Annotated in this window: 21 protein-coding genes and 9 pseudogenes; 18 read left to right on the plus strand and 12 right to left on the minus strand. The window is 57.6% G+C overall.

Features of this window, described 5'->3' with window-relative positions:
• The first annotated feature begins 42 nt into the window (after positions 1–42).
• From NE851_RS07440 to NE851_RS07450, 3 genes are read left to right on the plus strand one after another with little or no spacing between them, the layout of a single operon-like run.
• The gene (locus tag NE851_RS07440; RefSeq protein WP_065276673.1) at positions 43–1,047 is read left to right on the plus strand and encodes an ABC transporter ATP-binding protein; all 1,005 of its coding nucleotides are present in this window, start codon (positions 43–45) and stop codon (positions 1,045–1,047) included.
• Positions 1,044–2,753 carry an ABC transporter permease gene (locus NE851_RS07445; protein WP_128408578.1) on the plus strand — a complete coding sequence of 570 codons (1,710 nt, stop codon included), beginning with the start codon at positions 1,044–1,046 and terminating at the stop codon, positions 2,751–2,753. Before NE851_RS07440 ends, NE851_RS07445 begins: the two co-directional genes overlap by 4 nt.
• Positions 2,754–2,770: 17 nt before the next feature.
• Entirely contained in the window at positions 2,771–3,694 is a 924-nt protein-coding gene (locus NE851_RS07450) for a sugar phosphate isomerase/epimerase family protein (protein ID WP_063473366.1), read from the plus strand.
• 318 nt (positions 3,695–4,012) lie between these two features.
• Here the strand turns inward: NE851_RS07450 and NE851_RS07455 are convergent, their stop codons facing one another.
• Positions 4,013–5,224: an NADP-dependent isocitrate dehydrogenase gene (locus tag NE851_RS07455; RefSeq protein ID WP_254956881.1), complete on the minus strand. Its 1,212-nt coding sequence runs from the start codon at positions 5,222–5,224 to the stop codon at positions 4,013–4,015.
• Between the two features lie 65 nt (positions 5,225–5,289).
• Between NE851_RS07455 and NE851_RS07460 the strand changes: the two are divergent.
• Positions 5,290–5,421, plus strand: a pseudogene (locus tag NE851_RS07460) (L,D-transpeptidase); the annotation flags it as partial.
• A 90-nt stretch (positions 5,422–5,511) separates the two neighbouring features.
• On the opposite strand, the gene NE851_RS07465 reads toward NE851_RS07460, so the two are convergent.
• The gene (locus NE851_RS07465) at positions 5,512–6,234 is read right to left on the minus strand and encodes a Crp/Fnr family transcriptional regulator (protein ID WP_128408580.1); all 723 of its coding nucleotides are present in this window, start codon (positions 6,232–6,234) and stop codon (positions 5,512–5,514) included.
• Between the two features lie 471 nt (positions 6,235–6,705).
• Here NE851_RS07465 and NE851_RS07470 point away from each other — a divergent pair, with 471 nt between their 5' ends.
• The 8 genes and pseudogenes from NE851_RS07470 (at position 6,706) to NE851_RS07505 (ending at position 12,026) form a co-directional block, all read left to right on the plus strand.
• On the plus strand, positions 6,706–7,587 hold the full coding sequence (locus NE851_RS07470) for a glucosamine kinase nucleotide-binding domain-containing protein (protein ID WP_128408581.1): 882 nt from the start codon (positions 6,706–6,708) through the stop codon (positions 7,585–7,587).
• Positions 7,584–8,348: a GntR family transcriptional regulator gene (locus NE851_RS07475; RefSeq protein ID WP_254956885.1), complete on the plus strand. Its 765-nt coding sequence runs from the start codon at positions 7,584–7,586 to the stop codon at positions 8,346–8,348. Before NE851_RS07470 ends, NE851_RS07475 begins: the two co-directional genes overlap by 4 nt.
• A 29-nt stretch (positions 8,349–8,377) precedes the next feature.
• The gene (locus tag NE851_RS07480) at positions 8,378–8,512 is read left to right on the plus strand and encodes a hypothetical protein (protein ID WP_254956887.1); all 135 of its coding nucleotides are present in this window, start codon (positions 8,378–8,380) and stop codon (positions 8,510–8,512) included.
• Between the two features lie 341 nt (positions 8,513–8,853).
• Positions 8,854–9,054, plus strand: a complete 201-nt coding sequence (locus NE851_RS07485) for a helix-turn-helix domain-containing protein (RefSeq protein WP_063473361.1) — start codon at positions 8,854–8,856, stop codon at positions 9,052–9,054.
• A gap of 681 nt (positions 9,055–9,735) precedes the next feature.
• Positions 9,736–10,704, plus strand: coding sequence for a DUF3991 and toprim domain-containing protein (locus NE851_RS07490; protein WP_438270074.1), 969 nt, complete (start codon positions 9,736–9,738; stop codon positions 10,702–10,704).
• Between the two features lie 58 nt (positions 10,705–10,762).
• Positions 10,763–11,328, plus strand: a pseudogene (locus tag NE851_RS07495) (DUF1419 domain-containing protein).
• Positions 11,315–11,714: pseudogene (locus NE851_RS07500) on the plus strand (DUF3085 domain-containing protein). The pseudogenes NE851_RS07495 and NE851_RS07500 overlap by 14 nt, the downstream one beginning before the upstream one ends.
• A 120-nt stretch (positions 11,715–11,834) precedes the next feature.
• Entirely contained in the window at positions 11,835–12,026 is a 192-nt protein-coding gene (locus NE851_RS07505) for a hypothetical protein (RefSeq protein WP_254956999.1), read from the plus strand.
• Here NE851_RS07505 and NE851_RS07510 read toward each other — a convergent pair.
• A pseudogene (locus NE851_RS07510) lies at positions 11,972–12,676 on the minus strand (IS6 family transposase). The gene NE851_RS07505 and the pseudogene NE851_RS07510 overlap by 55 nt on opposite strands.
• Before the next feature lie 128 nt (positions 12,677–12,804).
• Positions 12,805–13,665: a S49 family peptidase gene (locus NE851_RS07515; RefSeq protein WP_065276653.1), complete on the minus strand. Its 861-nt coding sequence runs from the start codon at positions 13,663–13,665 to the stop codon at positions 12,805–12,807.
• Between the two features lie 828 nt (positions 13,666–14,493).
• Here NE851_RS07515 and NE851_RS07520 point away from each other — a divergent pair.
• On the plus strand, positions 14,494–15,474 hold the full coding sequence (locus tag NE851_RS07520) for a LysR family transcriptional regulator (RefSeq protein ID WP_033181974.1): 981 nt from the start codon (positions 14,494–14,496) through the stop codon (positions 15,472–15,474).
• 55 nt (positions 15,475–15,529) lie between these two features.
• Here NE851_RS07520 and NE851_RS07525 read toward each other — a convergent pair.
• A pseudogene (locus tag NE851_RS07525) lies at positions 15,530–15,829 on the minus strand (DDE-type integrase/transposase/recombinase); the annotation flags it as partial.
• Positions 15,830–16,695: 866 nt separating this feature from the next.
• Between NE851_RS07525 and NE851_RS07535 the strand changes: the two are divergent.
• Positions 16,696–16,826 (plus strand): annotated as a pseudogene (locus tag NE851_RS07535) (SOS response-associated peptidase); the annotation flags it as partial.
• Positions 16,827–17,182: 356 nt separating this feature from the next.
• On the opposite strand, the gene NE851_RS07545 reads toward NE851_RS07535, so the two are convergent.
• The 4 genes and pseudogenes from NE851_RS07545 to NE851_RS07560 form a co-directional block, all read right to left on the minus strand.
• Positions 17,183–17,389 (minus strand): hypothetical protein, encoded by a 207-nt coding sequence (locus NE851_RS07545; RefSeq protein WP_244915125.1) that lies wholly within the window; start codon positions 17,387–17,389, stop codon positions 17,183–17,185.
• Positions 17,390–17,457: 68 nt separating this feature from the next.
• Positions 17,458–17,780, minus strand: a pseudogene (locus NE851_RS07550) (IS21 family transposase); the annotation flags it as partial.
• A 29-nt stretch (positions 17,781–17,809) separates the two neighbouring features.
• Positions 17,810–18,957, minus strand: a protein-coding gene (locus NE851_RS07555; RefSeq protein ID WP_130718853.1) for an IS3 family transposase whose coding sequence is annotated in 2 segments (ribosomal slippage) — positions 17,810–18,708 and positions 18,708–18,957 — 1,149 coding nt in all. Because the reading frame shifts where the segments join, the coding sequence is not laid out codon by codon here.
• 64 nt (positions 18,958–19,021) lie between these two features.
• A pseudogene (locus NE851_RS07560) lies at positions 19,022–19,480 on the minus strand (IS21 family transposase); the annotation flags it as partial.
• A 287-nt stretch (positions 19,481–19,767) separates the two neighbouring features.
• Here NE851_RS07560 and NE851_RS07565 point away from each other — a divergent pair.
• The 4 genes from NE851_RS07565 to NE851_RS07580 all read left to right on the plus strand — a co-directional run bounded on the left by NE851_RS07565 (position 19,768) and on the right by NE851_RS07580 (position 24,260).
• Entirely contained in the window at positions 19,768–20,628 is an 861-nt protein-coding gene (locus NE851_RS07565; protein WP_254956907.1) for a phosphocholine cytidylyltransferase family protein, read from the plus strand.
• Positions 20,629–20,638: 10 nt separating this feature from the next.
• Positions 20,639–21,526 (plus strand): GHMP family kinase ATP-binding protein, encoded by an 888-nt coding sequence (locus NE851_RS07570; protein WP_254956909.1) that lies wholly within the window; start codon positions 20,639–20,641, stop codon positions 21,524–21,526.
• Between the two features lie 180 nt (positions 21,527–21,706).
• On the plus strand, positions 21,707–22,342 hold the full coding sequence (locus NE851_RS07575; protein WP_128408824.1) for a CDP-alcohol phosphatidyltransferase family protein: 636 nt from the start codon (positions 21,707–21,709) through the stop codon (positions 22,340–22,342).
• Positions 22,343–22,565: 223 nt separating this feature from the next.
• The gene (locus NE851_RS07580) at positions 22,566–24,260 is read left to right on the plus strand and encodes an asparagine synthetase B family protein (protein ID WP_254956986.1); all 1,695 of its coding nucleotides are present in this window, start codon (positions 22,566–22,568) and stop codon (positions 24,258–24,260) included.
• Between the two features lie 21 nt (positions 24,261–24,281).
• Here NE851_RS07580 and NE851_RS07585 read toward each other — a convergent pair.
• The 3 genes and pseudogenes from NE851_RS07585 to NE851_RS07595 all read right to left on the minus strand — a co-directional run.
• A pseudogene (locus NE851_RS07585) lies at positions 24,282–25,140 on the minus strand (transposase); the annotation flags it as partial.
• A 34-nt stretch (positions 25,141–25,174) separates the two neighbouring features.
• On the minus strand, positions 25,175–25,957 hold the full coding sequence (locus NE851_RS07590) for an ABC transporter permease (protein ID WP_065276647.1): 783 nt from the start codon (positions 25,955–25,957) through the stop codon (positions 25,175–25,177).
• A complete protein-coding gene (locus tag NE851_RS07595) occupies positions 25,954–26,877 on the minus strand; it encodes an ABC transporter permease (protein ID WP_130692316.1) in 924 nt (307 codons plus the stop codon). Before NE851_RS07595 ends, NE851_RS07590 begins: the two co-directional genes overlap by 4 nt.
• Between the last annotated feature and the right edge of the window lies 1 nt (position 26,878).

The following is a 26,878-nucleotide window of genomic DNA, read 5'->3' on the forward strand; positions in this document are numbered from 1 at the left end:
GACCGGGCGATGCAGATCGCCAGGCTTCACAGGAGTATGATCATGCCGACCCCGATCCTCATCATCGATAAACTGCATATTGGCTATGGCGATAAGGTAGTCATCCGCGACCTCTCGCTTGAAATTCACGAAGGCGAGTTCGTTGCTCTGCTCGGGGCTTCCGGCAGTGGGAAATCCAGCGTTCTAAGGACCCTCGCCGGCTTTCATTCGGCAATGAGCGGGCGGATTATCCTTGAAGGAAAAGATATCACCAACGAGCCTCCGGAGCGCCGCAATGTCGGCATGGTATTCCAGAACTATGCGCTGTTTCCAACGATGACGGCGTTCGAAAACATCGCCTTTGCTTTGCGTGTCGCGAAGATGCCGCAGAGCGAGATCGGCAGGCGCGTCGCCGAGATCGCCGAAACATCGGGGATTACGGAGCAACTGCACAAGAAGCCAGTGGCCATGTCAGGCGGGCAACAACAGCGAGTTGCGATTGCGCGCGCGCTCGTCGCGGGCTCCAAGGTGCTTTTGTTCGACGAACCATTGTCCAATCTCGACGCCAAGGTACGAGTGACGATGCGCCGCGAGATCAAGAGGCTCCAGCGGGAGTTTGGCTTCACGGCAGTCTTTGTTACGCATGATCAGGAAGATGCACTCACGATGTCCGACACGATCGTCGTGCTGGCGAACGGTGGCGTTGAACAGATCGGTGACGGGCGTACTCTTTACCGAAAACCCGCGACGCCGTTCATCTGCGAGTTCGTCGGCGCCGCCAACGAACTGCCTACGCCGCTTGCCAGGCAAATCCTGGGCGGCGACATTCGAGGGCGCATCTTTGTCCGCCACGAAGATGTGTTCGTCGGGAAGGCGGTAGAAGTCGGGTCGCGGGCGATCGTCCGCCACGTGGAATTCCTTGGCGCCCACAGCCGTATCGACCTGGATACCGGCGGTTATTTCATTTCGGCCGCCAGGATGGGGCACGAGTTACCCGAAATCGGTGAGACCGTGTCCTGGACGATCCGCCCGGGCTCGGCGCATATCTTTGAGGAAGCGGACAGATGAACCGCGCGGCTGCCGTCGAGCGCGTAGTCTATTGGATCGGGTTGGCGGCCCTGATCTGGATCGTCGTCACCTTCCTGATACTGCCGCTCGTCGCGTCACTTCATGCGGCATTTTTCAAGCACGGCAGCCTGGTGGTCGGCCAGACCCTAAGCGAACTTTCAAGATCACGAAGAGTGCGCGCTGCCCTTTGGAACACGGCGTGGATGACGTCAGCGACCATGGTCACGGTGACCATTGTCGGGATTTTCCAGGTCGTCGTCCTTGAATATTTTCACGTACGCGGTCGCGCGCTCTTGAAAATCGCCTATGCAACGCCGCTGGTCTTCGGCAGTGTCGTTGCGGCGGCGGGCTATAACTTCACCTATGGTCCCGGCGGTGCGGTGACACATCTGGTGAAGGCGATCGTTTCCAGCCTCCCGCAAGACTGGTTCATCGGCTGGTTTGGCGTGCTCTTCACGCATACCTTTCTGATGACCAACTTTTACTATCTTTTTCTGCGCGCTGCGATGCGCCGCGTCGACCACGCAACCATCGAAGCCGCGCGCAGTATGGGTGCCTCGGAATATACGATCCTGTGGCGTGTGGTACTGCCCGCAATCATGCCGACGCTCCTCGCTGTCACCCTTCTTACCCTTTACACCGCGATCAGCTCTTTCGCCGCCCCTCAGGTGCTGGGCGGTCGCGATTTCCACATGCTGAGCCAGATGGTGCTGACTCTGAACAGCCTGCGCCGTCCCGACATGGCCGCCTTACTGGCGCTTATGATGGGACTGTGTCTCATGGCGCTTATCCTGCTGTCTCAATATTACGAAGCGCGCGGCTCCTATGTCGGCGGCGCGAAAGCGACTGCGCCCATCCAGCTACGCAAAATTTGCAGCCCGATCGGCAATACAGTGCTACACTTTTTTGCCTATCTTCTTGTGGCTATTTATGCGGTGCCGATCGCTCTTGTCGTACTCTTCTCCTTCGCCCCGGCCGCGAGCATCGGCATCGAAGTGATCCCATCCAGCCTGACCCTGAAGAACTATGCCCGCGTCTTTACCGAAGGCACCGCCTTTCTTCCGTTCTTCAACTCCATAGTGATGAGCCTTGTCGCGGTATCGGCGGCGCTGGTCGTTACGCTGTTTGCTGTCCCGGTTATTCTTGGCCGGCGCAGTTGGCTGACGCGCCTCCTAGACATCACTTTCTTCCTGCCATGGGTAGTTCCTAGTGTTCTGCTCGCTGTCGGGCTGATCGTCACCTTCGACACGCCAAACCCGCTCGTTGGAAACGCAGTCCTCCTCGGCGGCTACTGGCTCCTGCCGATTGGCTACGCCATCGTCGCCTTGCCGCTTATGGTGAGGTTCCTGCGGGCAGCCTTCGTAGGAATCGATCCGGCCTATAACGAGGCGGCCCGCTCGATGGGCGCCACTGGTCTTTATCGCTATCGCCGCATCATTCTGCCGATAGTGGCGCCGACTGTAATCCTCGTCGCCGGGATGGCCTTCAACGATCTCCTGTCGGAATACCCCCTGTCGGCGTTTCTATACAATGTCAACAACAAACCGCTGCCGATTGCAATCGTAGACAGCTCGCTGTCTGTCGATCCTGAGCAGGCAGCGCTCAACCTTGTCTATGTCACTCTGATCATGGCGTTTTCACTGGCGATCATTCTGTTGGCCGAGCGCATCGGCCTTGGCAAAGGTCCAGAAACCACAACATTGTAGAACCGGAGACTGATCCATTGGATACCTGCATCACCGTCTGGCATTGGCCGCACCAGGAGCGTTGGTACGACGAAGGCATTCGCAACTCGCTCACCCTCATCAAGGAAGCTGGCTTCACACACATCAACTGGAATCCCGACTCCGGCAGTTCGTACTGGCTAGGCGACGCCGAGATCGAGTTTACAAGCAGGATCGTGGCCGATGCTGGGCTGAAAGTGCACTCGGTTCATGGCAGCAATGGCCGCAATCCTATCACCGAGATCGGCCACAAAAACCCTGGCCCTTTCGCGATGGAGACGCGCAAGGACTTCCTGTCGCCGCATGAATGGCAGCGCCGCAGCGGAGTCGAGCTGTTGCGTAACCGTGTCGACCTGGCGGCCGCGTTCCAGTCCCCCAATATTGTTCTGCACATCGATATCAACGACAACGTCTTCGGCAGCGAAGCCGCCGAACGAGCTTTCTTCGACCCCCTTTTCCAGTCTCTCGACGAGATCAGGCCTTACTGCGTCGAAAAGGGCATCCAGATTGCCGCGGAAACTCTTCTTTGCGCCAACGCTCAGAATTTCCTCAACCTCTATGATCGACTGTTCGCCCGATACGGCAAGGAGTTCATCGGCGTCTGCTTCGATTGTGGCCACTGGGAACTGATCGAGCCAGGCAAGCTCAGCGTGCTTGAGCGTTTCGCGGATCGGCTCATCGCTACTCACATTCACGACAATTTCGGAGCAATGGATAACCATCTCTTGCCATTCGATGGACGATTAGATTGGCACACGATCACCTCGGCGATCGCCGCAACTCCTTATCAGACTCCGCTCAACTTCGAGACGCCAATGGACCGGTATGGGATTCCAGAATCCGCCTACTATCGCCGCGCTCACAGTGTTGCTGTTAGGCTCGAGGAGATGGTCGCCGAGGCGCGCGCGAGGCAAAGCGCATGATGGCGAATACTCTTACCCTCGACACTTCTCGGTAGCAGCGTTGACGCCTGAACAGTTCCAGGCCCGGATGGATGGACAGTCTAGACCAAAGAATCTGTCGGCTTCGTCGGTGTCATCGATCAATCGGCAGAGATCCTCGCCGGCGACTGCTGGCTAGCGACGTTTCAGGCCACTTGCCTCGAGAGCCGTCTGCTGCGGCGGGAGTTTCTTCGACATGTCCCACTGAATCATAAACCCCCAGCCAAGGCCAGGGGTTTTGTCAGCACTCTGAATGCGGGGAATTTCCCGCCGCTTCCATGTTATCTTGGATAAGCCGGCTTACGCCATGGCCTTCTGCAGGTTCTGGTCGATCTTGTCGAGGAAGGCAGTGGTCGAGAGCCACGGCTGGTCGTGGCCGATCAGCCGCGCCAGGTCCTTGGTCATGAAACCGGATTCGACAGTGTCGACGCAGACCTTTTCGAGCGTTGCGGCGAAGCGGGCAAGCTCGGCATTGTCGTCGAGCTTGGCGCGATGCGCCAGGCCACGCGTCCAGGCGAAGATCGAGGCGATCGAGTTCGTCGAGGTTTCCTGGCCCTTCTGGTGCTGGCGGTAGTGGCGCGTCACCGTGCCGTGGGCAGCTTCGGCTTCGACCGTCTTGCCGTCGGGCGTGAGCAGTACCGAGGTCATCAGGCCGAGCGAGCCAAAACCCTGGGCGACCGTATCGGACTGGACATCGCCGTCATAATTCTTGCATGCCCAGACATAGCCGCCCGACCACTTCAGCGCAGAGGCGACCATGTCGTCGATCAGGCGGTGTTCGTAGGTGATGCCGACTTCCTTGAACTGATCCTTGAATTCGGTCTGGTAGATCTCTTCGAAGATATCCTTGAAGCGACCGTCATAGGCCTTGAGAATGGTGTTCTTGGTCGACAGGTAAACTGGCCATTTGCGCATCAGGCCGTACATCATCGAAGCGCGGGCGAATTCGCGGATCGACTCGTCGAGATTGTACATCGCCATGGCAACGCCCGAGCCGGGGGCGTCGAAGACGTCCTTCTCGATAACCGTGCCGTCTTCGCCGACGAACTTGATCGTCAGCTTGCCCTTGCCGGGGAAGCGGAAGTCGGTGGCACGGTACTGGTCGCCGAAGGCATGGCGGCCGACAACGATCGGCTTGGTCCAGCCGGGAACCAGGCGCGGCACATTCTTGCAGATGATCGGTTCGCGGAAGATGACGCCGCCGAGAATGTTGCGGATCGTGCCGTTCGGGCTCTTCCACATCTGCTTGAGATTGAATTCCTTGACGCGGTCTTCGTCCGGCGTAATCGTCGCGCACTTGATGCCGACGCCGTACTTCTTGATGGCGTTGGCGGCATCGACGGTGACCTGGTCGTTGGTGGCGTCGCGGTTTTCGACGGAGAGGTCGAAATAATCGACGTCTAGGTCGAGATACGGATGGATCAGCTTATCCTTGATGAGCTGCCAGATGATGCGCGTCATTTCATCGCCGTCGAGATCGGCGACGGGATTGGCGACCTTGATCTTGTTCATGTATCTGCCTCGTTCGAGCTTCAATGGGGACCGGCGTCCCGGGTGGGTGATGTGATGAGGAGCGCTATAGCCTGAAGCGCTTGGGCCGGCCGGCCTCGCATGGCTGCGTTCGCCTGCACTTCGAGAATGCCGCCCAGTTCTTCTCGCTGGCGCCACGGGCTGGCCGCGCCAAGACCCGCGTCGTGATCACGCGCTGATCTCGGCTCAGCGCCAGACTCTGAATTCGGCATCTGATCCGTTTTGCGCGCCGATCCCGGGTCAGCGCCCCGATGTTGGCAGATCCCGTTCTATGCGCTGATCATTCGCTCCAACTCATCCATGTCGGGCACGATGATATGTCGGAAGTTCTCGATGCGAATGACGCCGCTCTTGCGCAGCCTGGTCATCTGGCGACTGACGGTTTCGATCGTCATCCCGAGAAAATCGGCGATCTCGGTGCGGGACAGCGGCAGGTCGAAATCGGTGCTCGTGGCGGTCTGCGGTTCGGCGTGTGTGGCGATCAGGTAAAGCAGGCTTGCGACTTTCTCGCCTGCGGTGCGTCGGCCGAGCGTCAGCATCCATTCGCGCGCGGCGTCCAGCTCCTTTAGCGCCTGATCGTGAAGGCTGCGCTGCAGTTCCGGCGCTTCCGATATCATGCGGTCGAGCAGGTTGCGGGGGAAAAAGCAGATTTCGGCATCGGTCGCAGCCTCGGCCGACAGCGTGCTTTCGCGCACGAATGGCCTGCCGACGAAATCGGGAGCGAATTGCAGGCCGACGATCTGCTGGCGTCCGTCCGGCATCACTTTGCAGAGCTTCACCACCCCGCGCATGATGTTCGAATAGGAAGAGCTTTCCGAGCCTTGAGCGATGATTTCGCAGCCCGCGCCGACCGTGCGGCGGAGCGAGTGGCGGCCGAGCTCCCGGAGCTGGCTGTTGGACAAGGCGCCGCAGACGACGCCGTGCCGCGCCTGGCAGGAACGGCAGGCGACGAGAGTGCCGGCGTCCGAAACGTCACTGCTTACGACGTCCATGTCCTGATCCCTTCGAAATCCGCGTGTGGCGGGCGTGGCTGCGCATGCCGGGCATGCCCGAGATGATTACGCCGCGATTGCGGGTTCGGCTATCCCGTTTTCCGGCACGGCTTGATGATTATCAATTTCGCCGGGACCGCGCTTTGATCCAGATCAAAGTTTCGCTGCCATGGCTGTTGTTTGATGCGACTGCCTCGACACGATGCCGTCCGAAGAATCCTTCAAACTTGAACAACGAAGCAAAGATCTTCGAATCTTGGCGACGAAGCCGTCGACGTCTTTGCGCACGAACTTTTCCCAAAATTGCATGAGGGTTACTCGCGACAGTCTCGCCCCATGCCCTCGCCAGCCGGTTTTCCAATTGACACTAAGGTATGTTTGTGCGACGTACGTACGAACACTACGAGGGCAGCTGGGGCGGCCCGAACGCGATCGACGTTGTGTCAGATGACCTCCTGAAGGAACGGGCGGATGACCGCATACCTAATCGGAATCGATGGCGGTGGCACGAGCTGCCGTGCGGCAGTCGCCGGTTCGAACGGGAATATCCTTGCGCGGGCTCAAGCCGGGCCAGCCAACATCCTTTCCGATCCGGATACGGCGCTCGACAACATTGCCAGTGCGACCCGCGCGGCGTTTTACGCAGCTGGCATCAATGCGCGTAGCATCGCCTCGGCGCGTGCAGTTCTGGGGGTCGCGGGCAATAATGTCGGCGAGGCCGTTCACTACGTGAAAAACAGGCTACCTTTCGCCCAGGCGGACATCGAGTCAGACGGGCTGATCGCGCTACAAGGCGCGCTTGGTGATAAAGACGGTGCCGTCGCCATTTTAGGAACAGGCACGATCTACATTTCCCGCCACTGCGAGACGGTGACCTACGTGGGCGGATGGGGCTTTACTGTGGGCGACCTCGGCAGCGGCGCTCGTATCGGACATGCGCTTTTGCAAGAAACGCTGCTAGCATATGACGGCATTCACGACATGTCCGCGATGACCGCCTCGGTCCTTGCGGAATTCAAAAATGACCCACGCAATATCGTCGAGTTTGCGCGGCAGGCAAAGCCCGGCGCCTTCGGCCGCTATGCGCCGCGCGTATTCGAGCACATGAAACAGGGCGATGCCGTCGCCGCGCGCCTGTTGCAAGAAGCCGCTGTTTCAGTTGACGAAGCACTTGATCGTCTGGTCGCTCGAGGAACGCAGAAGATTTGCCTGCTCGGCGGATTGGGGTCGCTGTATTCGTCCTGGATCGCTGCACGGCATCAAAGTCTATTGGTAACGCCCGAAGGAGATGCACTGAGCGGGGCCGTGGCCTTGGCTGTGTCGCGCTTCGGGCATCTGAAAGCGATCGAATGAGTGACGGGCTTGCAGCCATGCTTCCAGGATGGGACACAGACATCAAGGGCGCCGGTCCGCTCTATCAAAGGCTTCGGCTGGCGCTTGAAAAGGCGATCCTGTCGGGTAAACTCAAAGAGGGCGACGTTCTTTATCCCGAACGAGACCTCGCTGAACATGTCCGCGTTAGCCGTGTAACGGTCCGCAAAGCAATCGACCATCTCGTCCAAGACGGATTTCTGGTCCGCAGGCGCGGCTCAGGAACCTTCGTAGCCGGATCGGCGGTCCGCGCAGATCAGCCTCCGTCACGCGCGAACCTTTTGACGGGTGACATTTCCTGGCTTGGATCGGGCACGAAAGTCGAGTGCATCGAGCGCAGCACGTCTCATCCCGCACCCGAGGAGATGATGACACTCGGCCTGTCAAGCGACAGTCGCGTCGTGCGCATCACCCATTTGCGGAGCTCGGCGGGCCAGCCGCTTGCGATTGAACGCATATGCATTTCCTCCGAGTTCCTGCCCGCCGCTCGTACCGTTACCTCTTCCACCTGCAACACACTCGCGGACGCAAACTTTAGACCCATTCGTGCGATCGAGCGCACTTTCGCACTTAACATCGAAGATCCGGACGCCACCACGCTTGGCGTCGCGATCGGAACGGCTGGTCTTTTAACAAAGCGCGTTGCCTATCTTGCTTCGGGCCGCGCGATCGAATTCAGCCGCTCACTTTTTCGAGGCGATGCCGAAGGTTTCGTCAGCGAGCTCACCTTTCTCGAAAACTGACCTCTCTTCTTACAAGACAGGATCCTATCATGCAGGCCACCTTCGCTGCCGCCGGTGCGGCTTTGCGTTCCGAGAACACCGCGCTCGTCGTCACGGTCGCGTGCTGCTTGTCCGACTATCCCGCCATCTCATTGAGATGTCCCATCGAGCTGAGGGCGAAATGAACGTCTCTTCGATTCGGCCGCCCCTCGCCTCAATCTACGGTGTCGGGCTCAGCTTTGATCGAAACGCTGCCTTGCCCAGGCAGCCACGCCCGTGATGGCTGCGTCGATCGCTCTGACGAATAAGCTTCCGCTTGGGGAACCCGCAAAGGCCAAAGGCATGCTTAGCACAAAGGGCGGCTTGTGTGGTGTTGACCCCGGGTTTGAGTTGAAGTCGAGCTGGATAGGTGGACCAAAGGTATTCGAGGCAAATGGCCATGGTGAGTTTTGAACAAATTTACACCGGTAAAGTCGATGTTTCCGCTCGAAACCCTAGTGGGCTTTAGCTGAGTGGGACTCGCGCCATGAAGACAGCAATGCTCTCTCCGATTGAACGAACCTGTCTCCACTGGATATCGAGGGGGTGGACTGTAGCTGATATCGCGTTGATCGAGGGAAAGCGTGCCGCTGAAATTCAGGCATGCGTGGAGCGTGCGGTTATTTCGCTCAACGCCGAATCATTGGAACAGGCGCTTGAGAAAGCGAAGCTCACGCGATCAGACTGATCCCATCATGGTTGCGGGCGCCGGACGCTTTCACCTTGCCTTTCATCCGCTTGTAAATGCACCGTTTCGGCGATCTCCAGGTCCTCAGCAAGATCGCGCCATCGGTTTTTGAAAAGACGGAGACAATGGCTCCTGCGGTCGGTGCGGAACGTAGCTGAATCGAAGTGGCCACGAACGCAAGCCAATGTGCGTGTTTGATGGATCCTTGCTCTCTTCCGGATTCCACGATCAACCCGCTGAAAGGTCGCTAGGAAGCTGCTGCCGCGTCGCGCTGATCGCGCCGGTCCCGCGCCTTTGAGGAGTCATTCAGCGGGAATTGGCCGGGCTTGAGCCCTCTAAAGTCGCTCGATCTTTCCTTTGTGCGGTCCCACGCCTTCCAGCTCTCCCGCGACCTGATGGTCACGGTCTTCGCAGCCGACGGCAAGTACGGCGTTCTACCCTCTGACGAAATCGACGCCGACGACGATCTTGCGATCGTTCACGATTCTTTCCGTGGTTCTGGCGTGCCGCTTGCGAACTGCAGACGCAAGGGAGGCTTCGCCGCGGTCAAGCATTGCATGATCCGACACTTGTCAGCCGCGCCCTTGCCGCCTTTGCTCTTCGCGGCTGGCCGAAGGGTGCCCGCGAAACGAAGGGCAAAGAAAGGCAACGAGGGCCAATCGCCGGGCGATTGGAAATCAAATGAAGAGAAGAGAAATAGAAGCGCTGCGCGAACGGGTCGGTTGCGCGGCGGTTCTCGAAAGGGCGAGCTTCGCCATCGACTTCGAGGAAAGCAGCCGGCGGGCGATTAAGTTTCGCCGTGGCGGTGAAATCATCATCGTTACGCATGAGGGGCGCGGATGGTTCGATCCGCTCAGCGATGCGAAAGGCGATGTGTTCGGGCTTGTCGAGCATCTCGATCATGTCGGATTTATCGAATGCGCCGAACGGGTCGCAGATCTCGTCGGTTTCACGATCACCGAGCCGGAGTGGCAGCCATTGAAGCCTGATGGAGGATACGACCTCTCTCTCCCCGATCGTTGGCAGGCGCGCCGCCGCCCATGGCCCGGGTCGTCGACATGGTGTTACCTCAATGGCAAGCGTTGCCTGCCTGCACATTTACTCCGCAACGCGATCAAAGGCGACCTTCTTCGAGAAGGCCCGCATGGCAGCCTATGGGCAGCTCATTCGGACGATGTCGGCGTTGTGACTGGCTGGGAGGCGCGAGGTCCGCAATACCGAGGGTTCGCCTCTGGAGGGAACAAGATTCTTTTCCGTCTCGGGCCGCCTACTGCGTTGCGCCTGGCCGTCACAGAAGCCGCGATCGATGCCATGAGTCTCGCGGCCATCGAGGCGTTGCGTGACGGCACGCTCTATCTCAGCACCGGCGGCGGATGGTCGCCGGCCACGCAGGCCGCGCTGAGGGAATTGGCCGCCAGACCTGACGCCCAGCTGGTCGCTGCGACCGACGCCAATTCTCAGGGGGATCTGTTTGCAGAGCGGTTGCGGGCGCTCGCCGAGGATACCGGGTGCGACTGGACGCGGCTGCGCCCGCCCAAGGAGGATTGGAACGAGACCCTGAAAGTCAGGGAAAAGCAAAAACTGGAAAGAAAGGAAAGTGGCGTGCCGCAGCGCCAAGGGAAGGCTTCGCCCGGCGGAGCCGTCCCTTGACCCGGCCGGTCGCGATGTCGGCGCCAAGGTTTTTCAGGGCGTCGCAAGCCGCCAGCAGATGTTCCGCATGTTCGATCGCCACGCGCAGCGCCCAAACCGTTGGGATGGTGATGCCGCACCATTCTACGCAGGCGAATGGTCGAGATCGGCGAGACCGAGTATGATTACATGTTCGAGATCCTGCCGCCATTGTGGGTCCGAGGGTCGATGTTTGCGAAACGCGAATACATGACCGGCTAGGTGACATCCGTGTTCTTTGCGCTCAGGATCGACGCGGCCATTCGATATTTCCATGGCTATTGCGATCTTCCCGACAAGGCATCCGTCGAAACGATGCGCGTCGCCATCATCGAGCGCGAAAGCCGTCCGGTCCATGACGCGGCAAGAGCGGCTCGAGCATATCTGGAGCACGACTGCCGACGATTCCCGCGGCTATGCCGGAGACAAGTGGCCGCAGTCCGCTCGCGGCAAGCGCACCGTCGTGCTTTATGGCGGCAACGAGGGCACTTTCTTGAAGCTGCTCGAGGAACTCACCGACGGGAGAGCGCTGTGAAGCTGCCGGTGCATCTTCGCCACCTTCCCTCCCCGATTGCCGCGCGAGGAGGACGCCTTGTTCACTTTTAGCGTGGTCGACGTTCGTGCAGTGATCGCGCGCGGACACGCCGACGCGGCAGCCAATGGCGGTTTCCGCGATCCTCACTATGGACTGCTTCCGGATAAGGACGAACGGCACGGCCTGTGGATCGTCGGCGATGAAGGCGTCTATGTGCTTTCCAACGGAAAATTGGCAGAGGGCCAAAGGGCACTCGCGGTCTATGCCGACGAGTGCGATCCGAAGACCAATCCGGACTACCGGGACTACAAGCGCCGGTATTTCGGGGAGACGACGGCATCGTCTTCATCGACGCTGAGAGACTGGAAGCCATGCTTTCCACAAACCCGGAAGCCACGCATCTGCGGGCGGAGTTTGCGCGGAAACAATGCAGCGCTCCGTAATCACGCGCTCGTAGCTCGCGATCGCTGCCGCCGGACGAACCAGGTCCAAATTTCCTCACCTCAATTTCATCCGCCTTCGCAGCCGCGGGACCTGTCCCGTGGGAGATGGCGCACATCCTCGAAAAGGAGCTTTCATGTCCCACGATCCCTTCACCCTCGATATGTTCGGCAGCAGCGCATTGTCGTCCGGCTTCGGCCTGGGCGTCACCGCGTTGGTGGGTGTTGTCACGTTATGTTTCTCTGGCTGGAAATGCCAGCGGCTCGTGGATATTCAGGCGACACAGGCCGCAATTTTCCATGCATCGAAAGCTTCGAGCCGATGGTAGCGAATTGTTTGCGCTGTGCCGCGACGGGACGGAACCGAAAAGCAATTGCGGGTCGCTGAGTGCATGGAGACGAACCGTTGCAACGTGCCTAGTGATCGGTGGCCTTGCATGGTTCGTTCCCGTTTTCGAAACGGCAGATGGCTGTTCTCGGCCCGATTATTGAGGCCATTGTGCGATCAATAGTCAAGGCCGGGTGCCACTTCCGCCTTTGCTGCACCGTAGGAGCGGAGCTTATCGGTGATGATCCGTTTGGGAGCAAAGCCATAGCGCTTCATTAACGCCATCAGCACGCGCTTCGCTGCATCCCTTTTATCACGCCGCTTCTGCAATATCTCTTCGAGAACAGTGCCATGTTGATCGACCGCACGCCAGAGCCAGGATTTCTCTCCAGCGCATTTCACGACGACTTCGTCCAGATACCAAATATCGCCGGGGCGCGCCTGCCGCCGCCGCAAGTTGCGTGCGATCTGGGGTCCGAACTTGGCGATCCAGCGGCGGACTGTCTCGTATGACACGTCGATTCCACGCTCGAGCAGCATTTCCTCAACTTCACGCTGACTAAGGTTGAACCGCAGATAAAGCCAGACGGCGTGAGTAATGATCTGCGGGGGAAAACGGTGACGCTTAAAACTGATATCTGATGTCTGCACTGCCGAAAATTATGCCCAACCCGTCAGGCAGGCAACCGCAGCCCCGGTTAACGTGACAATACCCCAAGGGGCGATGTCGATCGCGCCTATGTGTGGCGTCCACCACCATGGACCGGCACCGCACCCCTTCAAAGCCCGAAACGGCTCCACAATGCTCTCTCTTCCGCCGCTTCGACAAGCCCTGTCGCGAGACCGGATGCAGCACCTTCGAGCGAGACCGGCGACACACCTGGAATACGGCGGCCGAACAGGCCGCGGCCGGCGGTGACGAGCTCCAGTTTGGTCTTCTGGCCGTAGCGCCTCTTCAATTCCTGGCGCATATCGCCGAGGCCATCGATGAGGCCGAGCTCGAGGCCGCGCGTGCCGCTCCAGAACAAGCCGGAAAACACCGTCGCATCGTCCCTCAGCTTGCCGGCGCGACGTTCGCGCACCATGGAGATGAAGACCTGGTGGATTTCGAGCTGCAGGCTCTTCAGATACTCGATGTCCTTTTCCTTTTCCGGCTGGAAAGGATCGAGGATCACCTTGTTTTCGCCCGCCGTATAGACGCGGCGTTCGACGCCGATTTTCTTCAAGAGCTCGGGAAAACCGAAACCGCCGGAGACGACGCCGATCGAGCCGACGATGGAGGTGGCGTCGGCAATGATCTCGTCGCCGGCCAGCGCGATCATGTAACCGCCCGAGGCAGCGACATCCTCGACGAAGACCAGAACCTTCTTCTGCTTCTCGCGGGCGAGCTCGCGAATGCGGGTGAAGATCAGGCGCGACTGGACGGGCGAGCCACCCGGCGAATTGATGGAGATGGCGACCGCCGGTGCGTCCTTCATGGCGAAGGCCTTTTCCAGAACCGGAGAGACATTGGCGAGGTTGAGGGTTGGCCGGAACGGGCCGCCGCCGGCGACGATTGCGCCCTGCAATTTAACGACCGGGATGGTGAGCCCATCTTTGCGGAACCGTTTCGGCAGCAACTTTCTCAAAAATCCGGCCATCTCTCATCCTTCGCTTGGGTCGCGCGATCTTCACCGCAACGAAAGTCCGCATCGTCAGGGTGTTAGGTCGTGTCATTTAGGCCTCTTGTCGCTACCCGGGGCACACTCCGGCCGCTCGTACGCCACATCTAGACGGCACCTTGGCGTAGATCAATATAAAACAATAATATATTTTGTGATATACATGATTGCCGCGCTCGAATGCGATTCTGTATTTTGGGTTTTTGCGGTACAAACAGAAATACTTAGTTCGTTAAAGTATTAATACAAATATCTCGAAGGTTCGATCGCAAGATCGGTAGTTGGTCCGTGGGAAGGTTTAAAGCAATTATGTTCGCGTACCAACCTGTCAAGCAGCCCGATGAGTTTCCCCCTCTTGCTAGACAACCCCAACAAATTAGGTGGGTAAATTAGATCCTCACCTCGGAGGTGATGACCAATACGCTCGTCTCTCTAAACCTCACCTGACGGACTAAGATCCGCCCTTTCTGCAACGCTCACCACCACGGCTCTTTACCGAGGCGTCGATGAAACAACGTGACATCGCGCTTGGAACTTCTTCTCGGCGAGAAGCTGCGCCATAAAGCGGGGGATTGCTCTCCCTGCGTACCACGACTTCATCGAGGTGTCAGACAGAGAGTCCGCGGAAGCTTGACTTGCGGTTGATGGTATACCATAATACGAGAAGATAAGGTGAACCGGCGGTCAAGTCCGCGGTCATCCAGTGGAGACAGTTCTCATTGAAGGCGAAGGCGCCACATTCGCCTCCACACTTGTTAGGAGGGAGATCGTGCCCCGATATTGATGGGACCATCAAGGTGTGGTGGAATGCGTTTTAAGGGCCTGGACCTAAATCTTCTCGTCGCTCTCAATGCTTTGATGACCGAGCGGAAGCTCACGGCAGCGGCGCGCAGCATCAACCTTAGTCAGCCAGCCATGAGCGCAGCCATCGCTAGGTTGCGCGCCTACTTCAATGACGAGCTGTTTGTGATGCAGCAGCGTAGACTTGTCCCGACCCCGCGAGCCGAGGCGCTCGCCCCTGCAGTTCGCGAAGCTCTACTGCAGATTCAGCTCTCTGTCATTGCGTGGGATCCATTAGTCCCAGCGGAATCTAACCGGCGCTTCAGAATCGTACTGTCCGATTTCATGACGCTCGTATTCTTCGAAAAGGTGATAAAGCGCGTAGCGCGCGAGGCACCCGGCGTCAGTTTTGAATTGCTTCACATCAATGATGATCCGGACGAGCGTCTGCGCAGTGGAGATTTGGATTTTTTGATTTTTCCAGATCAGTTCATGTCTGCCGCTCATCCCAGTGCGAAGCTATTTGAGGAGAAGCTCGTATGCGTCGGCTGCCCTAACAATCAGCAGCTGCGCGGGAAGCTTTCCCTCGAGCGATTCATGTCGCTGGGACACGTCGCGGCCATGTTTGGACGTACTTTGAAGCCATCCATTGAACAATGGCTGTTGCTAGAGCACGGTTTTAAGCGGCGTATCGAAATCGTGGTCCAGGGCTTTAACGCGATCCCGATGTTACTTCAGGGGACGAATCGGATAGCAACCCTTCCCTTGCGGCTCGTCAGACATTTCGAACCCACCATCCGCCTCCAGATCGTCGATCATCCGCTGCCTTCCCTCTGGTTCACGGAGGCTGTGCAGTGGCCCTTGCTTCACAATTCCGACCCCGGAAGCATCTGGATGCGCGAGATAATGTTCCAGGAGGCTTCGCGCATGGAGGCCCCGGCGGAAAGCTCGGCAGACATCGACACGCCTATGTTTGACAGCGTCGCTGCCGAATGGTGTGCGGCTTGAGCCTGAAGATGCGGATACGCAGTTTTGTTAGCGGTGCTCGAAACCCGGGACGTTACTATGTTCCGGCTGGGTGAAGATCTGCGTGTCTGCTGATCCGGTCGTGGATGGAAACGAAAACGCTGAAGCTGTCGAGATACTTTGAAGCGCTTCATGATCCTCTCCCGTCGTCGGATGGGTTGATGAGGATTCTCCACCCTATTATTCAGTCGGTTGTGAGAACGATGATTGAGGCCTGGTGTGCTCTTTCGTTTCGCCGCACCATAGGACGTAGCTTGTCGGTGATCATTACACGGGGCGGACGGTCTTGTGTTTTCAGGAGCTTGCGCATCAAGCGCTTTGCCGCCCGGTTCTTCCGAAGTGGTGGGCCCTTGTCCTAAGAGACAGTATGCTAGCATTCAGAGGTCCGCTACTTCAACCGAAATGCTGGCGAAAACTCGTCAGTCACTCTGCCCCACACCGACCCCGTTTGAGGATCGCCAGGACTCCTCACGGAGTAATGGCGGTAGCCATTGGCGTACCGCCACCGATTTCCTGAAGATGGGGCAATTACGAGCCAGCCTATTGGGTCTTTGAGAATTTGAACCATTATGTTGGAGATTTTCGTCGTTGTCCGCGAAATGAGCAGTCAATGGCGCCCGCATCTGGTCACAATATGATGTCATCTGCAGCGTCCGAAAGGATGGTTTATCACTCAATGCTTTCAAAACTGATCCAGATTGCCATCGTGTTCCCTGCGCTGGTGCTTACCGCTTGCTCAAACACCGAACCGCTCCAGACGTCCACAGGTGCTCCGGTTGCTGCGGCGGCAGTTCCGATCACTGACCAAACGGTGATAGCCGAAACCGTGGGTCGGGCGACGGTCGGTTCTGATCCGCTAGCGTGGGCCAACCCGTCAACTGGCAGCGCCGGGGTGATCGAGCAGGTCCGGCCGGGTACAAACAATCCAAATGGATGCCGCGACTTCGTCACAAGCAAGCAAAGTCTCGAGGGCGTGACTCGGTTCAATGGTGTCGCTTGTCCATCAGATGGATCTTGGAAGATAAACGGTTCGTCTGGCGTGCATTAGGAACCAAGTTCGGGGATCAGCGATTGCTCTTGAACTCAATCTCCTTCGCAGAACTCAATCAGAATTTCGGCCTGTCGCAAATTTTCTGGTTAACCGCATGTCGCCCATCGGCAGAGCTTTTCGGCTACGAATGTTGGGGAGCACAGACTGCCCTCTGCGCGCTCGAGAAGGCGGCGAATGCGAAAGCCGAGAAACTTGTGACCAAGGGCAAGCCACTCGATCTCGAAGAGCTGATCCGCACCGGGGCCGCGGTAAGACCAACATGCCAAAACTCAATTTTCCGCACAGCCTAATTGAGCGCCTGAGCTGAGAGCTTGATCGTCTCGGAAAACGCGAAAGCCTGCCGCAGGAGGAGGTGCGGCAGGCTTTTCTAATTGAACAGCGGCTGGGAGGAGTCCGCTGTTCCGTCAAGCGCCCCTTGGGCGGAGGAATAGGTTCACCTGAGACACGAAGCTTCGCGAGTAAGAGGAGCATCGCTTCGATGGTCAGAAGATAGCAGAGGCTACCCCTATCCACTGCATTTTCATGCAACGCGCTCGAACTAGGGCCGGCCAAGCTCTGTCATCCGGTTAAGAACACGGACGCCAATCTTCGCTTCAGTCTTCTGATTGTCAAAATGTCGTGCTTTGAGTTTGGGCCCGATCACAGCCTAGTCCAACCTGCGCGAAGATAGGCTTCGCCATATTGGGCGCTTGTCAGCACCAACTCGGTTTGAGAAAGGCCCAGCTGAGGATCAGAGAGCCTTCCATGGAGATGGACGATGCCATGGAACCTGCTGCTTCCAGGCGCAGGAATATCCTGTCCCGCGGCACTCTCGGCGGTCGCAAACTCCGGCGAATATGACTGCATCAGCGATCTTTCGAAAAACGTGTCAAAGTTAGTCGTGACGACCGCCGGCTTTTCGACTTTCGTTGCGCCAGATCTGGAAAGTCCGGCATCTGTTGCCACAACCGTGGTCGGGCATCTTGACCGTTCTTCTCGACCTGACCCTTTTCCCAACCCGCGGCGGGATTGCAAAACTCAGGGGCAAAGACGTAGTGGTTCGTCATCGCGAGGAAACGGATATTGACCTGCCGTTCCTTGCCACGGCCGACACGATCGACCGCGGTCTTCATGTTGTCGTAAATGCCGCGACCAGGCACGCCGCCGAACACGCGGAACCCGTGCCAGTGAGCGTCGAAGAGCATCTCGTGCGTCTGCAGCAGGTAGGCCCTGATCAGAACGCCCGGCTGTGTGATATGGCCTGCTGCCGGTTTATCGGACACGAGGTTAAGCTAATCCCACCTTTGTTTCAAAGTCATTGGGGCTGAGATAGCCCAGTGTCGAGTGGCGACGCTTCGGGTTGTAGAAGCGCTCGATGTAATCGAACACATCGGCTCTGGCGTCATTCCTCGTGCGATAAACCTTCCGTGCCGTTCTCTCCGTTTTCAGTGAGGAGAAGAAGCTCTCCATTGCAGCGTTGTCCCAGACATTTCCAGAGCGGCTCATCGAGCAGGTGATGCCGTGATCTCCCATGAGGCGCTGGAACTGCTCGCTGGTATATTGGCTGCCCTGGTCGGAGTGATGCAGCAGAGCATCTGGTTTTCCTCGACGCCATATCGCCATGATCAGCGCATCTGTGACGAGTTGGGCTGTCATGTTGGCATTCATCGACCAGCCGACGACACGGCGTGAGAACAGGTCGATGACGGCTGCGACATACAGCCAGCCTTCCGCGGTCCAGATATAGGTGAAGTCAGCCACCCATTTCTGGTTCGGACGGTCTGCCACGAACTGGCGGTCCAGCACGTTAGGCATGATGACGGCACGGTCACCGGCATCCTTTGGCAAGCCACGCCGCCTCGGTCTTGCCCTGAGCGCATTCAAGCGCATCAGCCGCTCAATACGATGGAGGCCACAGGATAACCCTTCCTCCAGCACATCGTGCCAGACCCGTCGGGCACCATAGGTGCGGTCGCTGGACTGGAAACTCTGCTTGATCCTTTCCAGCAGGACCTCGTCATGGCGTGCATGTTCGCTCGGAGAACGATTGAACCAGGCGTGGAAACCTGAACGAGAAACTCCCAGCGCTTCACAGAGCCATGCCACCGGCCAGATCGAGCGGTGCTTTGCAACGAACGCGAACTTCATATCGCGTCCCTGGCAAAGTAGGCTGCGGCCTTTTTTAGGATATCGCGCTCTGCCTTCAGCTTTGCGACTTCACGACGGAGCCGCTCGATCTCAAGCTGCTCCGGCTTCATTTGCCCTTTTCCAGGAAAGGATTGGCTGGGATCGTCGCCGTATTCCCGAACCCATTTGCGCAACACATTCTCGTGGACATCAAGATCACGGGCAGCCTGCGCAACGGCAACCCCACGCTCCCTGACCAGCTTCACCGCCTCAAGCTTGTACTCGCGGCTGAATATTCGTCTTTGCATTCATGCTCTCCGGTTTCAGGAGGAACACCTTAACTCGATGTCTATGAAACCGGCAGCAGGCCAATAGTTTGATGTGGGCAACCTGCAGCTTCGTGCGCTCGCCGCCTATCACGGCATAATCTTCACTCCAATCGAATTGGAATGCTTCGCCTGGGCGGAAAGACAGAGGAACGAATATGCCGCGGCCCGCCGTCTGCTGCTCAGTCCGCCAGTCACGGGCGAACGCGGCGACCCGACCATAGGATCCGGTAAAGCCGAGAGCCATCAGATCAGCATGAAGCTGCTTCAGCGTTCGGCGCTGCTTGCGTGACCTCCCGGCCTCGGTCTTTAGCCAGCCAGCAAGTTTGTCGGCAAAAGGATCAAGCTTGCTCGGTCGTTCCGGTACCGTGAACGTCGGCTCGATCGTACCGGCACTCAAATACTTCGCGATCGTGTTGCGTGACAGCCCAGTGCGCCGGCTGATCTCTCGGATCGATTGCTTCTCGCGCAGCGCCATCCGGCGGATGATGTTCAAAAGTCCCATGTGGATCACTCCGTTGCCCCCGCCGCTCACCGCGTTGGGGGAAGGTTCACATGGCTCAATTCTCAATGGAAATTATGCGCCTAACCGGCTCACTTCTGCGTGGAAACCAACACACTAGTTACGAGAGTTCTGACAATGTCGTACATCCGGGTCTATCTGGTCTTGTTTTCAAAGCACTTTGCCATTTTGGCATGAGGTTTGCCTAGGTGATTAGCGGATTCTTCATCGCCACAGATGGCAGCTCGAGCCTAAGCGGGGTGGAGGAGATCAGTGTATGGAGGTGGACAATGGCTTACAACAATGATGGATCGGCGACAGCACCTGGCGAGTATGGGCAGGTGGGTCGCCACCGAGCTAAGCTGAATAGCTCTTCCCGAACGGGTCATAATATATCGGAAGCAATCATCCTCGCCGCTGGAATGGGAAGACGTCTCGGTCATCTAACCGCCAATCGTCCGAAGGCGCTTATCGAAGTCGCCGGCGAGCCATTGGTGTCACGCCTCCTCAGTCAAATGCAGCGGGCCGGTGTCTCGAACGCAACAGTCGTGGTCGGCTTTCTCGGCGATAAGTTGATCGCGCACGTTCGCAGCACCTCGGGAGCGATGAACATCGATATCGTCGAAAACCCTCGATACCGATCTGAGAACAACATTACGTCCTTGGGCCTGGCGCTTGTCCCTGGAAGAGCCGTTATCCTATCGGATTGCGATGTTCTCCTTTCCGACTTTCCCGCCCACTGGTTGCAGCCGGACGGTGCTGACATAACGGTTCCTACCCGCCCACTTCGACCTAAAGAAACGGGGACTGTCTTGCGGCGGGGGATGGATGGGGAGTGGTACATAGTTGTCACGCGCAACTGCGACGAAACCCTTCCAAGCGATCGCAAGACGATCAGCCTATACCTCCTTCGCTCGAACGAGTTTGTACTCGATTTCCATCGAAACATGAGGGACGCGATTTCGGGAGGCGAAACGGCACTCTACTATGAGGATATCCTCGCTCGCTCGCTCGGTTCGAAATACCGGCTAGGGATTATCGAGACAGAGCGCTTCGACGTCACCGCGTTCGAGATCGACACCCCAGAAGACCTCGAAGAAGCAGAATCCTGGGTCGCGGCTGCCGGCAACAACTGGCTACGATCATCATGAGAGGTTTATCATGCGCGCGAGCGGCTTTGCAATTGGCCACCACGGCGAAATCCTCCAAGGCGTTTTCCGAGGCGAAGATAGTCGGCTGCACCGAGGCTTAGTGACGCTTCCCTTCCCACCTCGGTACTCGATTGCCGTCGCTGAGCCGATTGATGGCATCGAAGTCCTCGTCCGCCCTAAGCACAAAACAAAATCGGGAGCGGCGGCGAGGCTCCTTCTAGGTGGGATCGGGTATTCTGGCAGGGGAATCAAGGTCACCGTGAATTCGAATATTCCAGAAGGGTTCGGCTTAGGCTCATCAACAACGGACGTTGTTGCGACCATCCGCGCAACGGCTCGACTGTTAGGACTGCAGCTAGAGGCTAGCACGATCTTTCGCCTAGCTGTTCGAGCCGAGGTGGCCAGTGACGGCACCATGTTTACTGGAAATCCCAGGCTCATCTGTCCGCGAGAGGGCACTGTGCTCGAGCGCTTCGAAAGCAGAATACCCGAGTTCTCGCTGATCAGTGTGAACGTAGCTCCTGACCACCCCGTTGACACATTAGCCCATCCGCCGACCAGATATACAGGGGACGAGATCAGGGAGTTCGGAGACCTGCGGAAGCTACTACGGCGAGCGCTAGAAAACGGGAGCCTTGGTGAATTGGGGGAAATGGCCACGCGAAGCGCTGTCATTAATCAGCGGTACCTGCCACAGCCGCACTTCGATTCGCTCTTGGAACTGTCCCAATCCACGAACGCCTTCGGACTTCAAGTTGCGCACAGCGGGAGGATGGTTGGCATGTTCTTGGATCCGCGATTGGAGAAAGAAGATAAATCTGTCGAGCACATCCAACGCGAATTGCTGCGGTTAAACCTGTCCTCCGAATTTTTCAGGTCTGGCCAAACATCCGTTTAAGATTGTTGGTGAGGAGAGCATAATGACGATTGATGGTCGGGTAATTGGCGGTAATGGATTGCAATTTAAGCAGCTTGCTCGGCTTAGTTGCATGAGCGGCAGAGAAGCATCGTTTGTTCCAGTTGGGACTCGACAATGCACGAACACCGATCTTCGCCAACAAGGCTACGAGAAACAATCATGACCAACGTATCGTCGATGGAACAAGAACGCCGCCAACCCATAGTGGGAATTCTCCTGGATCCGCCGAACGCGATAACGTTCGTCGGAGCTCTTTTAGCAATGTCCGCATGCGCGATGGCAGTGATGGGCAAATACAACCTCGCCCTGATATGCGTTCTCTGGAGCCATCTGGCAGATTCGTTGGATGGTCTGGTTGCCCGCAGGATGCACCATCGCCAACCGGGGATGAGCGATGTCGGAAAGGCGATGGACGCGTTGGGAGATTTCCTATCCGCTGGTGTCTTTCCCTTGATCTTTCTCGCTTCATTGGGTGAGGCGGCACCATTCCCGACGTTCGCGGGGCTACTCATCTGTGCCGCGGGCATTTTGCGGCTGAGCTACTTCGAAGCGTTCGGACTGTCGGGAGGCTCTTTCGTCGGGGTGCCGCTGCCCCACAACATCCTCGTATTCGCCCTGTCGTACTACATCGGCTCCCAAATCGTAACGGATCACCTGATCCTGCTGATGGGCGCCGTTGCGGTCATCATGAGCGGGTTACATCTCTCGTCGATCCGATTTCCAAAGATGAATGTGACTTGGATTGTCCTTTCGGCAGTCTTCATTACCGCGATGAGCGCTCTTCTCGCTCTTTAGTAAACAAATGTCTCAGTATCGGTCTCTATTCTTGCAATTCTTTACTACCGAATTCGTTCGATGCTTTACGTCGTCGTAATCCCGACAATACCACCCTTTTGTGACACCGTTTCACATGAACTGCCGCAGGTCACGAAAAGACATCCGGCTAAGCAACAAAAGCACAATTCGAGTTTGGCACGTCATTTTAGCCATCGAACAGGAGAGGATTATCGTGGACGCAATGTTTGGCTCGATCGGCATGCCACTTGTCGACCCCGTACTATTTTCCAGGATGCTGAAACACCGGGGAAGTTACGTCGACACGATCAAAGGGGCCGACATTTCACTAACCACGGTCAGTAGGTTGCCTGGTAGAATCTTCAAGGATCCAGAGTTGATGGTGGCCTATACCGGATCCCCTTCTGTCGAAGGAAAACAGGTCTCGATGGCCGCGGATCTTGCGGAGCTTTACGCAACAGGCAAGCTGGACGCCCCAGATGCAGTAAATGGTCACTATTGCATCGCACTGGTCGACATACCGAAGCAACAGATTCGTTTCCTCCGTGACAACATCGGGGTCAACACCCTCTATGTCACGCGGATCGGAAGGGGCCTGGCCTTCTGCACTGAATACAAATGCCTTCGGGCTTTGGCTGGCTTTGATCGATCAATCGACCTGGAAGCGATCAAGGGATTCGAACGAACCGGGTGGGTGCCGAGCGGGCTAACATTCTTTTCCCAGGTAAAGCCGGTTTTGCCCGGAAAATGGTCGAAGGTCAGTTATGAAGACAATTCCTTTCCATCGGAGGCGGCATCATCGTTCACGCCTGCGATAGCGGATGCTTTCGTACCGGTGGAGGTGGTCGCAGACGCTTTGCTGAGCGCTGTGGAAAGGCTCGGCGCCGATCAACCGCCAGCGGTGGGCATAATGCTGAGTAGCGGAGTGGACTCAGCTCTAATCGCAGAGTTGGTCGCCCGCTCCATGAAGCAAATCACGGTCAAGTCGTTCACTGTTGGTCACAACGGAGGAGACCCCGAGATCGAAGGCGCCCGGTTGACCGCGTTGGCTTTGGGACTGGAGCATCACGAACTATTTCTGGAACCATCAGAATTTTCACGACTGCTTCCAGAAGCGATGTGGGCGATGGAGAACCCCGGGGGCTATGACGAGTATCCATGCTTGTTCGGGCTTTGCGAGATGGCAGGGTCGCATGTCGATGTTCTATTTTCTGGCAATCTCTCGGATACATTATTTGGAGGCATGAACTTCCACACACAGTTGTGGAAGAGCCTTAACGGGCGGCCAACTGATGAGGAATCGGCCCCAAATGGAAGCCTTACAATCCTCAAGGGGGCAGCAAGCGGCACCCACGCGACGCTGCGGACGCGGTCGCCTTCTCACGGTTCCTTGCATGCCGAACTTGTCGCCACAATGGATAGGCGGGACGAGCGGATGGGTGCCCAGGAAATGCTAGCCGCTCGTTTTGGCATCGATCTGCGCATGCCGTATGCCGACACCCACGTCGTCCGAACCGCAATGCGCATTCCTGACGCCCAGAAGGTCAACGACAAAGGAAATAAGCTTATCCTGCGCCAAGCGTCGGCGATGTTTTTGCCCGAGGAGCTTGTAAAGCGACCGAAGCGAATACAACAGCTGATGTATGACAGCGCAATGCGGACTTGGTTGTTGACGACATTTGATCTCTTGTTCAACTCCGTCGCGGCGCAAAAGCGGGACGTCTACGATTATGAAAATCTGGCTCTGGTAAGGGAAGAGCTCGTGCGCGAGGTCACCCGTAGTACCGTTCAAAACGCCTGGAAAGCCATTTCGATTGAAACTTGGCTTCGGATGTTCGCGGACGAGGAGCATTTCGCCCGCGCCATTACCGACGAAAGTGTAAAACCGGAAGCGGTCTTTTCGCCCGCCAGCCCCTAATTAGTCGGCCTGAAGAAAGGCTTAAATCATTGATCTTCTGGCGGTTGGGAAGATCTGGAGAAGTATCCGATTTCGCCATGAGAACGTTAAGCGCGGCCCTGATGAACCACGCCAAAGGGGCCAGTTTGGCCAGGATGAGGCGCAGATTGTGACCTACGCCGACGAGCAGCGCATTGATGGTGTTGCCATCGTGCCCGAGAAGGAAGTTCCGGTCCAGCCTGCCATCGGTCTTCATATGGCCGATGGTGGGCTCGATGGCCGATCGTCGTTTCAGCTCCCGTCGCATGGTCGGCGTCAGCCCGCGCCGGCTTCCGGCAATCATCACCGACGCCGATCCGGTGTAATCATGACCGCGATATTCCTCGACGTAGATGCGATCTTGATACCACCCATGGCAACAGCCTGGTCGACGGGATGTGAGAGGGTGTGCCCGCCATAGGAATTGTCTTCGAATGCCTTGGCGGCCGGAACCAGCCCTTCGCGGTCCGTCGCCGCGAACCCTACCTCGCAACCGAACTCGAATGGCGCGCGAGCCTTGCCCTTCGAGAAGCAGACGACCTCGGGAGCAATGCAGCGCATAGACCTTGTTCTTGTCCTTCGGCTTTTGCGCCAGCAGCCGTTCGATAAGACCGAACAGCCGGGCAAAAGTCCGCTCCACTTCGACGTTGCCGGCGACCTTGCGGCCAATATCGCGCAAGACGCAGCCAAGAGAGATGCGCCGGCGCTTCAGTTCGCGGCGCATGCGGCGGAATTGCCGGGCATGGGCATAACGGCCGGCGCGCACCGCCGCTGCTTTCGTCAGACGCGTATCGCTCTGCCTCAGCTCGATGCCATGCTTCTTGGCGTGACGGACCAGCATCTGCAGAGCCTTCAGATACAGGATACCGTTCACACCAGAAGAATGAGAGGAAACCCTACCCTGCTCGCCGCGAAAACCGCGTCATGACGTTCATCATGGCCAGTGCGCCCCAAGTGATGGCAAAAGACAGGATGGTCAGAGCCGCAGGCTCATAGGCTTTGCTCATGCCGATTTTTTGAATGTAGGTGCCGAAAGCCGGGCGCGTCAAAAGGCTAGCAATCACGAATTCGCCCATCACGACCGCGAAGGTCAGGAATGCGCCTGCCATGACGGAAGGCAAGATGTTCGGGAAGATCACCAGCCTGATTGTCGCGAATGGCCGAGCGCCGAGAATGCCAGCGGCGTCCGTCAGCGTCTGAACGTCAATCGTCTGCAAGCCGGTATCAATCGTGCGGTAGAGGTACGGCAGAGATAATGTGGTACAGCCGCAGATAAGCAGGATGCTCGCACCAGCGCTGCTATCGGCCAGCGGCAGCACCGACGATGACGAAAACAGCCGCAGATAGCCAAAGACAAGCACGATAGGCGGCACGACCATGGGCAGCATCACGAAGATTTCCACCACAGGCCGTAGCCATTGGAGGCGCAACCGGACATAATAGGCCATCGGAACCACGATGATCGTGCCAAAGATAATCGTCAATACTGCTATTATCAGCGAATAGAAGAAGCTGGCCGCAAATTCCGGGTCTAAGAAAACCGACTCGTAAGCCTCAAGCGAATATACGCCGCGCCGGATGCTTAATGAAAATTCCGCCGTGCTGAAAAGCGGCATCAGAAAGAACACTGCGGCGATGGCGAATATGGTCCAAGGGGAATAGCGCAGGACGAATTTCATTTCATCCACCGTTCGGAGCGCACGCGAAGCATCAGGTAAAGAGAAATGGTCACCGTCATGACAAATACCATGAGCAAGGCTAGGACGGCGCCAAGCTGCTCGTTGTGCAGCACGTCGCCGCGAATTTGCGCGTAGAGCAAGATCGGGATGACGTTCACCGCCGTTCCTGTCAGCGCGTAGGCCGTTGCGACGCCCCCGAATGCATTGGCGAACAACAACGCCAACGCCCCGAGGATTGTTGGCCAGAGGATTGGCAGGCCAACAAAGCGCCAATACTGGGTAGCCGTGGCACCCAACATCTCGGCCGCCTCACGTGTCTGTGTGGAAAGCCGGTCAACGGCGGGCATGATGATCGTGAATGCAATCGGGACCTGAAAGAACAGGTAGGTAAGCGTCAAGCCGGAAAAGCTAGCAAGCTCAAAACCTGCCGCGTAAATGTCGATGCCGAAGGCCTTCCGTAAAAACACAGTCACGAGGCCAAGCCGCCCCAAAGTGGCGATGAAGGCGAAGGCAAGGGGAATGCCTGAGAAATGCGAGGCCACGCCGCAAAAGCTCATAACGGCGGCCTTCACCTTCTGGCTGGTCATGCGCCGGCCAACGGTGAGGGCCAGTACGAGCCCGAGCACCGTTCCAAGACCGGCGGTGACGGCGGAGATTTTGGCCGAAGCCATGAAGGCGTCGGCAACCTCCGGCGTGACGATCTCCGCGAAGTTCGCTAACGTAAAACCTCCCTGCTTATCAACAAAGGCCGTGGCCAGTAGCGCCGCGGTGGGCATCACCATCATGACGATGGCAAACATGAAAAACGGGGCCGTGGCAAGCAGTGCGGGCCAGTCAATGGACTTGAGGGATGAGGTACCTGCCAGCCCGGCGCGAATGCCACTCGCACCGGGCTTGCCGTGTGTGGACTGTGGTTTCAAC

The organism is Rhizobium anhuiense bv. trifolii (genome assembly GCF_024346605.1).
GTDB classification, from domain to species: Bacteria; Pseudomonadota; Alphaproteobacteria; order Rhizobiales; family Rhizobiaceae; genus Rhizobium; species Rhizobium anhuiense.

Coding starts and splice junctions, on each gene's coding strand:
- NE851_RS07455 (WP_254956881.1), bottom strand. CDS start 5,224: ATGAACAAGATCAAGGTCGCCAATCCCGTCGCCGATCTCGACGGCGAT.
- NE851_RS07480 (WP_254956887.1), top strand. CDS start 8,378: ATGCAGGCCACCTTCGCTGCCGCCGGTGCGGCTTTGCGTTCCGAGAAC.
- NE851_RS07565 (WP_254956907.1), top strand. CDS start 19,768: ATGGCTTACAACAATGATGGATCGGCGACAGCACCTGGCGAGTATGGG.
- NE851_RS07440 (WP_065276673.1), top strand. CDS start 43: ATGCCGACCCCGATCCTCATCATCGATAAACTGCATATTGGCTATGGC.
- NE851_RS07590 (WP_065276647.1), bottom strand. CDS start 25,957: ATGAAATTCGTCCTGCGCTATTCCCCTTGGACCATATTCGCCATCGCC.
- NE851_RS07580 (WP_254956986.1), top strand. CDS start 22,566: ATGTTTGGCTCGATCGGCATGCCACTTGTCGACCCCGTACTATTTTCC.
- NE851_RS07505 (WP_254956999.1), top strand. CDS start 11,835: ATGTCCCACGATCCCTTCACCCTCGATATGTTCGGCAGCAGCGCATTG.
- NE851_RS07470 (WP_128408581.1), top strand. CDS start 6,706: ATGACCGCATACCTAATCGGAATCGATGGCGGTGGCACGAGCTGCCGT.
- NE851_RS07490 (WP_438270074.1), top strand. CDS start 9,736: ATGAAGAGAAGAGAAATAGAAGCGCTGCGCGAACGGGTCGGTTGCGCG.
- NE851_RS07475 (WP_254956885.1), top strand. CDS start 7,584: ATGAGTGACGGGCTTGCAGCCATGCTTCCAGGATGGGACACAGACATC.
- NE851_RS07575 (WP_128408824.1), top strand. CDS start 21,707: ATGACCAACGTATCGTCGATGGAACAAGAACGCCGCCAACCCATAGTG.
- NE851_RS07515 (WP_065276653.1), bottom strand. CDS start 13,665: ATGGCCGGATTTTTGAGAAAGTTGCTGCCGAAACGGTTCCGCAAAGAT.
- NE851_RS07520 (WP_033181974.1), top strand. CDS start 14,494: ATGCGTTTTAAGGGCCTGGACCTAAATCTTCTCGTCGCTCTCAATGCT.
- NE851_RS07545 (WP_244915125.1), bottom strand. CDS start 17,389: ATGCAGTCATATTCGCCGGAGTTTGCGACCGCCGAGAGTGCCGCGGGA.
- NE851_RS07465 (WP_128408580.1), bottom strand. CDS start 6,234: ATGGACGTCGTAAGCAGTGACGTTTCGGACGCCGGCACTCTCGTCGCC.
- NE851_RS07445 (WP_128408578.1), top strand. CDS start 1,044: ATGAACCGCGCGGCTGCCGTCGAGCGCGTAGTCTATTGGATCGGGTTG.
- NE851_RS07570 (WP_254956909.1), top strand. CDS start 20,639: ATGCGCGCGAGCGGCTTTGCAATTGGCCACCACGGCGAAATCCTCCAA.
- NE851_RS07485 (WP_063473361.1), top strand. CDS start 8,854: ATGAAGACAGCAATGCTCTCTCCGATTGAACGAACCTGTCTCCACTGG.